8 protein-coding genes and 1 tRNA gene are annotated in these 13,758 nt (G+C 62.5%); 4 read left to right on the forward strand and 5 right to left on the reverse strand.

From position 1 onward, the window contains the following. Positions 1 to 569 (forward strand): hypothetical protein (locus tag WD767_07895; GenBank protein ID MEX2616001.1); only part of this gene is annotated, 569 nt, incomplete at its 5' end. Here the strand turns inward: WD767_07895 and WD767_07900 are convergent. Genes WD767_07900 through WD767_07910 form a run of 3 tightly spaced genes read right to left on the reverse strand, consistent with a single transcriptional unit; the run spans position 553 to position 9,409 of the window. Beyond that, positions 553 to 1,512 (reverse strand): hypothetical protein, encoded by a 960-nt coding sequence (locus WD767_07900; GenBank protein ID MEX2616002.1) that lies wholly within the window; start codon positions 1,510 to 1,512, stop codon positions 553 to 555. The two genes, WD767_07895 and WD767_07900, sit on opposite strands and share 17 nt — an antisense overlap. Continuing rightward, entirely contained in the window at positions 1,509 to 3,230 is a 1,722-nt protein-coding gene (locus WD767_07905) for a DNA/RNA helicase domain-containing protein (GenBank protein MEX2616003.1), read from the reverse strand. Before WD767_07905 ends, WD767_07900 begins: the two co-directional genes overlap by 4 nt. Then, complete coding sequence (locus WD767_07910; protein ID MEX2616004.1) at positions 3,230 to 9,409, reverse strand: DEAD/DEAH box helicase; 6,180 nt, start codon at positions 9,407 to 9,409, stop codon at positions 3,230 to 3,232. The genes WD767_07905 and WD767_07910 overlap by 1 nt, the downstream gene beginning before the upstream one ends. Before the next feature lie 854 nt (positions 9,410 to 10,263). Between WD767_07910 and WD767_07915 the strand changes: the two genes are divergently transcribed. The 3 genes from WD767_07915 to WD767_07925 are packed head-to-tail and all read left to right on the forward strand — an operon-like array spanning position 10,264 to position 12,983. Continuing rightward, entirely contained in the window at positions 10,264 to 10,821 is a 558-nt protein-coding gene (locus tag WD767_07915) for a DUF3489 domain-containing protein (GenBank protein ID MEX2616005.1), read from the forward strand. Between the two features lie 3 nt (positions 10,822 to 10,824). Continuing rightward, on the forward strand, positions 10,825 to 11,280 hold the full coding sequence (locus WD767_07920; protein ID MEX2616006.1) for a DUF2924 domain-containing protein: 456 nt from the start codon (positions 10,825 to 10,827) through the stop codon (positions 11,278 to 11,280). Then, the gene (locus WD767_07925) at positions 11,277 to 12,983 is read left to right on the forward strand and encodes a recombinase family protein (GenBank protein MEX2616007.1); all 1,707 of its coding nucleotides are present in this window, start codon (positions 11,277 to 11,279) and stop codon (positions 12,981 to 12,983) included. Before WD767_07920 ends, WD767_07925 begins: the two co-directional genes overlap by 4 nt. Before the next feature lie 193 nt (positions 12,984 to 13,176). Here the strand turns inward: WD767_07925 and WD767_07930 are convergent. After that, positions 13,177 to 13,252: transfer RNA gene (locus WD767_07930), tRNA-Ala, on the reverse strand. 117 nt (positions 13,253 to 13,369) lie between these two features. Further along, positions 13,370 to 13,720, reverse strand: a complete 351-nt coding sequence (locus WD767_07935; protein ID MEX2616008.1) for an FYDLN acid domain-containing protein — start codon at positions 13,718 to 13,720, stop codon at positions 13,370 to 13,372. Positions 13,721 to 13,758: the final 38 nt, after the last annotated feature.

Raw genomic sequence — 13,758 nt, forward strand, 5'->3', positions numbered from 1 at the left:
CTCGGCGTAAAAACACAATATCATCAGCCGAACCGCTACTTCACCGGACGGGTACGCCTGAGATGCTGTTTGCCACACTTGTCGAGGACGGAATTGAGATGGTGGTGGCCGAGGCCGGTCCCTTTGTGCTGAACCCCATCCATGAGGGCAAATCCGCACGCCAACTCGCTAAGAGACGCTCGATTCTTTCGGACGGCCAACGGCGCGACGCTCGAGCCGCGGCGATGCGCCAACTGACCAAACTGGGCAATGAGTGCCTCGGTCAGGCAATGCTCGCCGTCCGGCGTGCAATTGAGAGCCGACTGTTTGCGGCGAAGGCGGACGCGGACAATCTCACAGAGGCAGCGCTCGCTGAGATCAAGGCCGCTGCGACACTCGATACCAAGCTCGAGTTCAACCGCGCGGCTGTGCGCGGGGCTAATCTGATGCTCGCACTTACAGAATGCGCTTGGCAAGCGCGCGCAGGCCGTCTCCAAGGAATCGAACAATCGCTTGGTGCTGCTGCAAAACTCAAGGCACCAAAATTCTTCTGGTTGGTGCCAAGAGCTCCTGTCACGGAGACCCCATGAGCGCAGCCATCACCGCGTACGCGCTCGGCCCGAGTTTCCAGGACCATGCCGCTTGCTGGGTTCCCGTGATGAACGCTGCTCGCTCGGCTTGGCGTGGCGGCGGTGTCAGGAAGTCGAGGATCTCGCTCGCTAGATCGTAGCGCAGCACGGGGTCGCCGAGTGCCAAGGTTTGCCCGGCCACGATCCAGCGCCAGATATCGCGCGAAGGCGGTTGCCATAGCGTTGTGTCCTTGCCGGCGACATGAAGCACAACATTTTTGTACGAGTAGCCGGTGCGGACCGCGGCGGGGAAGAAACCATCAGCGTCGACGCGCCGCCAGCGCCCGGACGGCGAAGGATCGGCGCGACCAAAAAACTCGCCCCGGCCACCGACGACGGCAACGGCAGTTGGCTCGTCAAGCGAATAGCGCTCCCCACTTTCTGCAAGGGCTTGCGAGAAGGCGAATAGGTTTCGGGCATCGCCCTCGGGCACATCGGCACCGCCCAATTCGACCAGTGCATTGCGCCACTCCGGTCGGCCCAGTTCGTCCGACAATGGGATCGGCGCAGCCGCTTCGCTCCTTGGCGTGTCCGGCGCCAGGTGTCGGACAACGCCAGTCCCAGACATGCTCGCGCCAAGCAGCGTCTTGGTTTCGCCGCCCCAATAAACCAGCCGGGGTAGCGTTCCGGCATAGCTGCGCCCCGCACTAGTCGTATATTCATCGAGATCGCCGCTCAGGAGCAACAGATTGAGCGCCGCCTCGATGCGTTCGCGAATTAGCGCATCATCCAATCCAAGCGGACGATACGCTTCTTTCAGTCCGCTAGAGATTCGACCGCGACTTATAAAGCCGCTCTCGAACACCGCGTCGCGAATATGAGTGACGACGGTCTCAAGCGTAGGGCCGCCACCGTCGTCAGTGCTAAAGACGATCGCCTGCGCCCAGGCTTCCCCCGCACTCATTCGTCCGCACCGGTTGCGATTGCAGCAGCCAATGCAGCATCGAGACTCTCCTTGGCTGCGCGATCATGCGCGACGATAATCAGATGCGAGCGAGCGCGGGTCAGCGCTACGTAGAGGTCGCTCACCGTAAAGAGGCCGCCGAGCCCAGAAAAATCGCAAAGAATGACGACGTCCGCCTCGAGTCCCTTGAAACTGCGGGCGGTGCTGAACAGCACCCCCTTACCCTCACGCCAGAGCGATGCATCATCCAGCAAAGCAATGCCGTCGATCGACGTGACGCTGGCAAGGGGCCCCTTGGCCTTGCTCGCCGGCCCAATGATCGCGATCTGTCGGGGTTCAAGACGATGTTCCCTGAGAAGCGCGCGGATCTCTTGCTGGACGAGTCCGCTGATCGTGGTCGGCGTCTGGGGGACGATCAGTTTGGGTGGCCTACCAAGCGGGGCGAGTTCGAACGGCTCGCTCTCGACTTCGGTCGCAACGTTGGCGCAGGCGACGATCCGGCGCGTGTTCCGGCAATTCACGTCAAGTGAGACGCGAAACGCTCCAGCAAGTGGCGGATCGACCGGATCGCGGCGCAGACTCTGCGCCTTGTCGAGAAATGCCCAGACCGAGCCCTCTCGATCGCATAGGTATTCAAGCGCATCCCACCAGGAAGGTGAGAAATCTTGTGCTTCGTCAACGACCATCGCGTCGAAGGGTGGTGTGCCCCCGTAGAGATCGAGCGCTGCCTCAGCGAGAAGGTCGGGCGCCTTTTCATCCCACCAGCGCGCCGCATCCTGCTGGTTGACGGTAAAGTCAACGTCCGCCGCCCTGCAGAGGTCGGACGCAAGCCGATGGAAGTTCTGAACGGTGATCTTGCCACCATTTTCCGCTAAATCGGCGTCCATCTCCTCGCGAATCCATTTGGCGAGTTCTGCGTTGAAGCAGGTGAAGAGCACAGCCTTATGCGCGGCAGCAAAGGAGCGCGCGCGCTGCATTGCGAGTAGAGTTTTGCCCGAGCCCGCCACCCCTTCAATGATAGCACGCGGATTGCCGTCAAAACCGCGCAACACCTGCAGTTGCTGCCGAGTGAGCCGAGCCAGGGTTTCGGCGGCGGCATCGACGCTGACGCGCAGCGGCTCATAGACTTGGAATTCGGGCGCAAGCGCGCGGCGCACCGCATCGAACTCCAGCACCGAGAGCTCATATCTCCCGCCACCACCGGCTTTGTAGGCCCGCAGGATCGCGGGCTCTACGTCTGGAAGGTCATCCATTGTGAGAATGGCCTCAGGCGGAAGGTCGCTCGGTGGATGATCCTTGTAGAGGCAATGCGGAAAGGCGATCCCCACCGAGATGACGGTGCGGTCCGCAACCGGTTTTCCGCAAATCAACGTGATTCGCTTTTTGAGCGCCCAGAGACTGCGGCGTGCCTGTTTCACCGGGTCCTTAATTTCCTTGGGTACGGACTTGACCCAGCGCACCCAGATTCGACCCTTCAACCCGATCTCGCCACCCTTGACCTCGAGGATAAGCAAACCATGTTGACGATGGAGAATAAGGAAATCGGCTTCGCCTTCACGGGTCGGCGCGTCAATATCGTCGCGGGCCGGAAACACCCAAGGTAGCGAATGCATGATCAAATAGCTGGGCCCGAGTTGCTTCAACATTGAGCGCGCAACGTCGGCCTCTGATCCGAATTCCATCGTCTCGGGGTCAATCATCGGGATGAATTGGGCCATCAGGAGACTGCCTTCACGAACAGGGCGACCGGCACCACCTGCTTCGCCGGCTGCACCAACTCGCTGGCGCACTCCATGAAATGGGATGCTGGCCGGTAGCGGACGCGGATGCCACCGCCAGTTACGGACTGGAGCAGCCCTACTGTCCAAGCCTCACCGGTTGCGCCGAACACCTTCCCATCGGTCCGGCGGAGCAAGAAAACATCGGTGGTCTCAGTGGCCTGATCAGCACCGCCATCATGCGGCCGGAATAGACACATCGTCCCTTTGGGCACGGGCGCACTGCCGTCACCCTTCTTGCCGCTAAGCACATTGGCGGTGAGCCGGAACAGAATGTCGCCCTCTTCGGCATCGCTGACGGCAAAGCGCGAAGCCGTTGCGGCCGGTGCAAGGTTGCCCGCCCCAACGGCCGCCGCACTTAATTCCGGGACGCCATCGGAGTCGGGTTTGAGTCCGGCATTGAGATCGACATTGGGGACCGAGAGGGCTTCGCTAGACGCAATTGGTAGGGCGCGAAGCACGAGTAGGATGTCGACCGCAACCGCGTCCTTGCCATCGGCAAGTGCTGCACCTCGCGCCGAACCGGGGCAATTCTCAACGAAGGGATGGGCGAGGCAGATCACCTCGCCATTGTCCTTGATCAGCCCGCCGTCGGCGCGCGCGACCGTGGCACCGCTTTCGGTCAGGTCGGCTTCGAGACGATCGAGCGCGAGATCTTCACGGGTCGGGTCGATTGAGAGCTGCACGCCCTTGAAGGCGGCGCGCAGTAGGTCGGCCCCGATCCGCCGATCAAACAGTTCATGCTCATACCGGTTCTTGTAGGATCTCAGGCACTGGTAGCAACTGTCGTCGCAGTCGCAACTGTCCAGCAGTTCAAGCGCGTCGTCGACGAGGCGTTGTGGATCGCGCGCCGCCGCCTTGACGAATCCGGCGCCCCCTGCGGCCTGATCATAAAGATAGAGATCGATATATTGGCATGTGCCGTCGCCCGGCGCGAAACGGAAGTCGCCGTCGATATCGTTTGGCTCGAGGTCTTCCAGCCTGCACGCGGCGCGGCGAAGGGCCTCGACCGCGGAACGCGCAGCGATCGTGGTCGACGGCCGATCAGGATCGAGACTCCAGTCCGACGGCAGGGCGAGTCGGAACACGGCGACATCGGTCTTGAACTCGTTACCGATCACGATCTTGGCCGGGTTGCCGTCGCACTCGACGCTTTCGTTGGACCGGTTGGGACGCGGCCGTGGATGCGACTGCCCGCTACGCAACCGGCGCAGCGCAGGGTCGAAGTCCGCGGGCTCAATGCGTCCGCATTTGTTGCAATAGTTGAAGCCGTAGTCGGTCGCGCTCAGTGTCCCGCGATTGGTGACGACGAGGGTCTTGTTGTCGCCCCATCCCTCCCAGCCGGTGCCGATCGGCCAGGCTTTGCCGCCAATCCGCGCTTCGGACGAAAATTGCAGCGAATCGAGCGTGGCGCGCGTCGGGCGAAGCCGGGTGCCGGCGTCGAAATCGGGCGGAAGCGCTGTGATAGTCGGAGGGTGCGAGAAGCCGGTTGGGCGGACCCAGCGGCGGGCAGGTCCTAGGGCGCCGCGGGTCGCGCAAGCCGGACAATCGCGGGTTTCGTCGACGTAACCCTCGGCTAAGTCCTTGAGATCAGCATAGTTGCAAATCTGACATTGGTAATAGAGCCGGCGGTTCCGATAAGCCTCATAGCGATCATCTTCATGCTCGGAATAAAGGCCAAGCGAGATGTAGCGCTGACTGTCGACATAGACTTCGTGGCCCGGCGCATATTGGCTGAGCGCCGCGTTCAGGCCGAGTTGGGGGGAGTAGCGCCGCTTCGGTCTCCAAGGGTCGGTGTCGCTCTCGAAGACGCTGAAGGTCGCAACGTCGGTCGGGAACGCATATTTGGGCAGAAGGCCTACATCAAACAGGCGATCGAGCAGTTTGCCATTGTCGATTACACCATGCTCCTCGTCGTCCGCATCCTCCATCACCTCGTCCTCCATGTCGTCATCGGCATCCGCGGATTTGGCGGGCTGCGGCACTGACGCAACTTCGGGGGGCTGCGCCAGCGTGTGTTGGAGCGAGCCTGGAAAACCATTGAGCAATTCATCGGCATCAAGCGCTGGGCAATGAACGGTGAACATCCGCTCGAGATCTAACCGAAGCGCCTCGCGACCCTCTGCAATCCACTGCTTGAAGCCAGCGAACGAGAAGACGTCACCGGCGCCGTTCATGAAATCGGCGACGGTACCCAACGAAGAAAAGACGTCCGCGCTTCCTCCGACGGTGTCAATGCGCTCCTGCTGGAAGCGTCCGATTAGATAAGCGAGCGCCTGGCGCCGTGCGATGACGGGGTTGTTGAGATTGAGGATGGGATCAGGTGCGGGCCCGGCGACAATCGGCGCTGGCTCGCGAAAGAAACTCTGGTCGTGGCTGTCGGCACCGCAGAACATCACGACGGTCGATAGCCCGGCGCCGCGACGGCCAGCGCGACCGGCACGCTGCTGATAGTTGGCGCGTCCCGGCGGCACGTTTCGCAAGGCGACCGCGGTGAGACCTCCTATATCGATGCCGACCTCCATAGTCGTTGTACAACTCAAAATGTCGATCGGCGAGCCGACGCGGCCATCCTGATCGATCGGAATGTCTTGGAAGCGCAGTTCATAAGCTTCGTTGCGCGACATCGCGTTGGCGAGCCCGCTATCATTGAGTGCAGCCGAGTGCTCTTCGGCGATCAGTTGATGTGGCGTGTAGGTGTCATCGGGATCGTTTAGCCGCTCCCACAGGCGCCGGTAAAAGGCCTTACGGCTTCGGAAGACGAAGTCATGCGCTGGGTCGATCGGCTTGGCGCTTCCCCCGCAATATCCGCATACGCGCCCAAGCAACGTGTTGCTTGGTGAGACCTTGGTGCAACGCTCGCAGCGGAGCCACTCAACGCTGTCGCCCGGGTCGAGCATGACGCGGCTTGCCGAGACATGAAAGTCACCTTGCTCACCAGGACTGAAGACGGCGCGCAGCACGGGCGCGCAATCGGTCAGGAAGTCACCCTTCACCCAGGTATTGAGTCCGCGCTCCGCGAGTGCCTTGGTGATGACCCGGCTGAACTTGCCGTTCCATAGCCGAATGCCCGATGAGCCCTTGGCCGAGTCGATATTGGCCGGCGTCGCCTGGAGCTTGATCGCGTGCTTGCGCATCGCCTGCCACAACCATAGTTCGATGAGCGAGCCTTTGACATCGTCAGGAGTCATACCCTCGACTTTGGGCAGTTTGAGTTCGTCGGCCAATTTCTGCTGCTCGGACTTGGTGAGCTTGGGGCGCAACACAGCGAGCGCGAGCGGAAACAGGCCGGTATGATCGTCCTGAAGAACTGCATAGATGCTCTGGAACACCGATAGCGGCGCGGCGTCCGAGGTTTGGGCGGTGAGGCCGCGAAAGTCATCATTCTCAGCATCGTCATTCTTGATGAGCCCAGCGGCCATCTGGCCGACGCGGTCCATGACGCCGTCAACGTCGCCAAGCGGTCGCAGCCGCACGCCGAATTTGGTGGCGCCGAGTGCCACTGCGAGCGGCGCATCGTTGAGCGAAGGCTTATAGGTCGGATGGCGAAGGGCGGCCATGCCGACCAGCAACAGCGGGCGTAGGCTATCGCGGAAGGAGAAGGTCTTCATGTCGCCCGCAAGCCGCGATGCAGTCTGGCGACCATCGGAGAAAACCAGCGCCTTTCGGCCTTGAAGCGGCGTGTGACTTTCAGGGCGGGGAGGTTGTTCGAGCACTTGAACGGTAATTAGTTCCTTGAAGGGCTGCTCGCCCTTGGTCTGCAGGTCCGAAATGCCGCCCATTGCGGTATCGCCGCACGCTGCCCCGCACCGTGGGCAGTTCTCGAATAGAGTCGCGCTGGTGATTGGCGGCAGCCAGACTTCGCGGTTGAAGGTGCCGCTTCCATCGATGCGCCCGGAACTCAGATCCAGATAGACCGGGCGGACGACGCCGGACTTTTCCGGAAGCGGATCCTCGAGACAGACATGGATAGGTTGGAGGACGCCGGTGTCGCCGGCATAAGCGCGACCATTATCTTGCCAGAGGTGCTCGACTCCAGTCGGAGCGCCAACGTTGGCGCATGCAACTGAGAGCCCGCAATCTCGGCAACTATGCAGCTCGTAAACTTGGGAGCCACAGCCGCAATTCTGGCGCGCCTCGGCATAGAGAGCGCCGGTGGGCCCGCCACGTTCTTCCGCGGATATCTGGTCACATCCCGGATTGGCGCAAGCCCAGAGACCTGGCAGACCCCGAAACAGCATATGGACGCGGGCCGGTAGCAGCGGGGCGGTTCCCGGCGCAGCTTTGGCGAGCGAGGCGAGTTCTAGCAAGGCGTCAACTGCCGAGGCCGCCGTATCGGGCTGGACCGAGGGGAAGAGCGCCTTGGGTAGTGCGGTGAACGCCCAAGCTGCTCCCCGAGATTCGACGGGATCTTTGGGCGACGAAGCGCCTGACGTAATGTTGCGAAGACGCCCCAACACGTTCGAACCATCCAGAATTGCTGCAAGCGCAGCAGGCAGGTCGTCCTCATCCCAGTCACACTTCCCAGATGTAGCAGTGCCGAGAGCGTAGGCGCGCGCGAACGCGACGCTGCCCGAATCGGTGCGGATATCATCGACGATGAGGAATAGTCTCGCGGTCGTAACTGTCGCGCCACCCGGCACGACCACTTGCTCTTCGACTTCGGCGCCGGACGCATCGCGACCGTGGACGGTAACGATGATATTGGCGGAACCGCTGTCCTTGCGCGTCAGGGTTACGGGGCGTGCGCTCGATGCCTTGGCATGAGCGGCGAGCGGGGCCACGACTTGCGAACGATCAGTGGGAGCCGAGGATTGGAGCAAGGCCAGCGGGACGGAGGCGAGCGCCGCGGCAAGGTTGGTCGACCCGTCCCCCGCCGGCGCGAACGATCGCTTGTCACCCTGAAGTGTCTGAATGCGCTCTTTCGCAAGTCCGGAAAGACCAGCGACAAACTCGGCGGCGGAATCTCCATCAGAGAACGAGGCGCTTGTCGCGATAAATACGACGCGGGACGGTGGCAGACCCAGCCGATCGAGCAAGCGCCTGATCAGATAGGCGACTTCCGTGCCATTGGCGCCGCGATAGAGATGCGCCTCGTCAAGAATAAGAAAGAATTTCTCGTCCGGATGCGCTTCGAAATAAGCACGCGTCTCAGCGAAAATCTGCCTCTCGATCGGGCGCAAAAGCATATACTCGAGCATCGAATAGTTGGTAACGAGGAGGTCAGGACACGCGCCCTGAATCTCGTGACGCGTAAGCAGTTCGGGATCCTCGGGTCGCTCATTGGCGCGCAAGGGATCTCCTTTCCTAGTCTCCCAGTGTTCGCCAGACTTGCCGTACCATTTGCGAAGGCCATCGAACGCGCCGACGAAGCTGTCGGGCTTGGCTGGCCAGCGCCCTTTTTCCTTGAGGATATTGACAAGCGCTTGATCCTTGGCGTTGCCAGCGCGTGCGCCGTCCTCGATCTTTAGATAATATTCAAGCGTCTTGAGGCGCTTCTGGTCACGATCACCGTCGCGGATACCAGGATAAAGAGTGCGGCCGGTATAACGGCCAAACTTTGCTGGGCGCTTGCCTGCGGCGGTGAACCATTTTCGTGCCGCGCTTGAACCGAACAGCGTGCGCAACCGACCTAGCTGGTCGTTGACGAGCGCATTCATCGGGTAAAGGAGCAGCGCGCGCACGGCGCGGGTCGAAAAATGATCGGCCCTGTAAATCGCCTCATCGGCAAGCCGCGCCAGCACAGGCAGCAAGAAGCTCTCGGTCTTGCCGGACCCCGTGCCAGTGGTGACAACAATCCCGGTGCCGCCTGCGTTAGCGGCCATCGTCTTTTCAAGCGATTGTGCCTGATGTTCATATGGCGGGTCGAAAAGGAGTTCATCAGACTCCTTTGAGGCCATGCTAGTCAGGAAATCGCAGACCTGCTGATCCAGGTCAAGGGTCGCAAACTTGCGGTCTCCTACATAGGCGGGCGTACTCTCTATATACGGCGTCTGGGCGATGCCGCCCTTCATCAAGATCTGCCGACGGAGGTTAACCACCTTGGGATTCGAAAGGTGATAGGTCGCCTCGATGTAGGAGGCCAGCGCCTCCCGCATATGCTTAATCTCGGTACGCATGCCCCCTCCTCCGACCCCTCTTCGTGGCTTAATAGAACCAGTAGTAGAATTTCACTTTTCACTATAGTTATGTGTTTCGCAGACAACAATCAGCGACGAGGGTGATCGTGCCATTCCTTCCCTCATTCTTGTTTAAGGCCTTGTCGATATCTCCATCGATCAGAAGAGCTTCATGGTTCAAACTCGCGGCTGAGGCGGCGTGGGGTATCAGGAATTCATCAGGCGGAACCGGGCACCGCTGATCGCAGTCATCGTCCTTAGCCTGAGTCCGCCATACTCCAGCTCCTAGCGAATGCGGTCGACCCTAAGTACGTCAGTATCGTATTCGACGCCATCGCCGGCATACTGCGCCAGTATCTCCCCAAACGTCGCCAGCATCGGCTCCGCGTTCGGATCACCAAATTCCAGCAGGTCAAGGTCGCGAGCGTCGCGGTGCGGATCGGTGTGCCGCTGAAACGCTACTTTTCCGGCAGCATCGCCAGAGCCGTTAGTGAAGAAATGAATCGATTCGCCCCCTGATTACGCGTCGCGCTTCCCCCTTTTTCGATCCGGTGGAGGCCTTCGGTGATCACCATGTCGGAATCGGACCGCCCCCGGACGTTCCCGACAACCTTCCCTCAACCAATCCGAATCGAATCGACCAGCACCCATACCGGGAATCGTCAGTGTCGGCAAAACTCGACTGGACTTCGCCGGCATGGCAAGCATTCATGCCGGCAGCAGAAACGCGGGCAGCCTCCGGCCCGCGCGCCCCGCCCGGCTACCCGGCGGGGCTTCGGGCAGTGGGAAGCGCCGTTTCCCCGCCTTCGCGGGACCGATGATCCACGCGGCGCCCGCAACCGAAGGAGGCCATCATGCCCAAGCTTACTGATACCCAATCCGTTATCCTGAACGCCGCCGCGCAAAGCGACGACGGCGCCGTTCTGCCCCTGCCCGCAACCCTGACGGCCAACAAGGGGGCCGCGACGATCAGCCTCCGCAGCATGATCAAGAGCGGCCTGATCGCGGAACAACCCGCCGGGCCGGACGACACTGTATGGCACGAGGCGGACGACGGCACCCGATGGGCGCTGGTTGTAACGGACGCCGGCCTGACGGCCATCGGCATCAATCCGGCGGAACGGTGCGACGACTCCAATCCCGAAACCAAAATCCCCGGCGAGACGACCGAGGCCCCCGGCGCGGTTCGCGCGGGGACGAAACAGGCGCTGCTGGTCGACCTCCTGACGCGGCCGTCCGGTGCCACGATCGCCGAGGTCGTCGCGGCAACCGGCTGGCAGGCGCATTCGGTCCGCGGCACCATCAGCGGCACGCTCAAGAAAAAACTCGGCCTGATCGTATCGTCGGAAAAACTTGCCGATCGCGGCCGGGTCTATCGCATCGCGATGGATAGTCCGGATACGGGACGCTGAACCATGGCCCGCAACTCTCGCGCCGCCAGGCAGGATCCGGAACAGGCGGTCGCCCGCCTGTCCGATCTTCCGCATCCAGAACTGGCCGCGCGATGGCGGGCGCTGTCCGGCGCGGCGCCGCCGAAGGGGCTGAGCCGACGGCTCCTACTGCTGGCCCTCGCCTACCGTGTCCAGGCGGACGTCCTAGGCGATCTCGATCCGGCAACGGATCGCCGGCTGCGCCGCATCGCGGCCGGCGTCCCGAACTCCGGTCCGGCGCCGAATCCCGGCGTGGCGCTGAAGCCGGGGATGCGGCTGATGCGCGAATGGAACGGCCGCACCCATATCGTCGATGTCACCGCCGACGGGCTCCTCTGGAACGGGACGCCCTGTTCGTCACTCTCCGCCATCGCCCGCGCCATCACCGGCGCGCGCTGGTCCGGACCCCGGTTCTTCGGCCTGCGGAATACCGGGGCATGAATCTGGATGCGAACCGGATACCCCGGGCGCGCAGGCTGCGCTGCGCCATCTATACCCGCAAATCCTCCGATGAAGGGCTGGAACAGGACTTCAACAGCCTCGATGCCCAGCGCGAGGCCTGCGACGCGTATATTCGGAGCCAGGCGGGCGAAGGGTGGATCGGATTCGCGGCGCGGTACGACGATGGCGGCTTCTCCGGCGGCACCATGGACCGGCCGGGGCTCCGGGCGCTGCTGGGCGACATCGAGGCCGGCACCATCGATGTGGTCGTCGTCTACAAGGTCGACCGGCTGACCCGGGCGCTGTCCGACTTCGCCCGGCTGGTCGACATCTTCGATGCGCATCGGGTCTCGTTCGTGTCGGTGACCCAATCGTTCAATACCACCACGTCGATGGGGCGGTTGACCCTCAATGTGCTGCTGTCCTTCGCCCAGTTCGAACGCGAGGTGACCGCGGAGCGCATCCGCGACAAGATCGCCGCCTCCAAGAAGAAGGGCATGTGGATGGGCGGGCTGCCGCCGCTGGGCTATGACTGCGCGGAAAAGAAGCTGGTCGTGAACCAGGCCGAAGCCGAAACGGTGCGGCGCCTGTTCGCCCTGTATCTCGAGCTCGGCAACGTCCGGCTGGTGAAGGCCGAGGCGGATCGTATCGGCCTGCGCACCAAGCCCCGCAGGCCGAACAACGGGCGCGCCACAGGCGACTTGCCGTTCACCCGCGGGCACCTCTACAAGCTGCTGTCGAACCCGCTCTATGCGGGACTCGTCCCCCACAAGGGGCAGAATCATGCGGGGCAGCACGCCGCGATCGTCGACTGCGCGGTCTGGGACCGGGTACAGGCGCGGCTTGCGGCAAGCGCCGTCAGCCGGCGGTCGACGCGGAATGGGGAAAGCCGCCACGCCTTCGCGGGCCGCGTCTTCGACGAAACCGGCGATGCCCTGCGACCGCATCACGCCAGCAAGAAGGGTCGGCGCTACCACTACTACGTCTCCGGTCGGCTGCTGACCGCGCCGGGCAGCGCCGACCCTGCCGGCTGGCGCCTGCCTACGAAGGAGCTGGAACAGGCGATCGGGAGTATTGTAACCCGGTGGCTCGAGAATAGCCGCGAATCGGAAACATTCCTGCTGCCGCCGGATGCCCGCATCGCCGAGCGCAGTGCGCTCGCGGCGGCGGCGCGATCGCTCGCCGCCGAGTGGAAACGCGACGGAGACGTCCCGGCATCCATCGCTCCCGTCGTCGCGCGCGTCGACCTTGCCCCGGCGACCATCCGCATCGTCCTGGATCGAATCCGGTTATACGAGGCGCTGAACCTTTCCGATATGGATCGCGACCCAAGCGCCGACATCGCCATCGTGGCATCCATCGCGCTGAAGCGTCGCGGCGCTGAAACCCGATTGGTCACCGGCGGCGACACCGCATCGGGATCACCCGATGCAAATATCGTTGCCGCCATCGCGTCCGCCAGGCACTGGTTCGACGCGCTGCGCACCGGAGATGCCGCATCGGTGCTCGAACTGGCCGCACGGCACAACGTCGATCGCAGCCATGTCAGCCGCACCCTGCCGCTGGCCTTCCTCGCACCCGATATCGTCCAGGCGATCGTCGACGGGCGCACCGACGAAACCCGCCTTACCCTGTCAGCCCTCAAGCGCCTGAACCTGCCCGCGTCATGGCGCGCGCAACGGGAATTGCTGCGCCTCCGGTGATCCCCTGGAAGGTTCCCTGTCCCAACGGAATGACCGCGAAAACGGCCGCGGGAGACGCGCCCGCGAATACCGGCCAATTGGCGCGGGGTGGCGTCTCCGGCGACCGTAACGGTGCGCGCGCGGGCGGTTAAGCCGCGGTAAATACGGCGTTATTTGAAGCGCGCCGGAATGGACCGGAATCGCCGTAAGGAACTGGTGGAGCCGAGGGGAATCGAACCCCTGACCTCTTGAATGCCATTCAAGCGCTCTCCCAACTGAGCTACGGCCCCACGGTAACATCTGTCGCGCGCCCTTGGGCGGCGGCGCGAGGCGAAACCCTTACAGAAAGAAACCCCGGCGATGCAAGGGATTTGTGCAGCGCCGGGTCAACCCCGTGCTCAACGGGATCAGATGTCCTTGTCGTCGTCGTCACCGCCTACGACAAGGGGAATATCGTCCGTGCTGTACTCGTCATCGTCTTCGTCGTCGTCCAGCAGGGAATCGTCATCCGCATCGTCGTCATCGTCGTCGACGAGAAGATCGTCCACATCATCGTCGAGTTCGTCCACAATCGGCTTCTTGACGGGCGCTTTCGGCGCTTCTTCCTTTACGGCCGCGGCCTTGCCGCGCCGCGACCGCGACGGCGCGGAAACTATTGTATCACATTTCGGGCAGGTGATCGGGTCGCGCAGCATGTCGTAATACTTCGCGCCGCAGTTTTCGCAGAGGTGTTTCGCACCCCATTCCGGCTTGACCAAAATCCGCTCCTTAAATTGTATTTCCGGAATTTTCGCCG

It is taken from the genome of Alphaproteobacteria bacterium (genome assembly GCA_040905865.1).
GTDB lineage: Bacteria > Pseudomonadota > Alphaproteobacteria > UBA8366.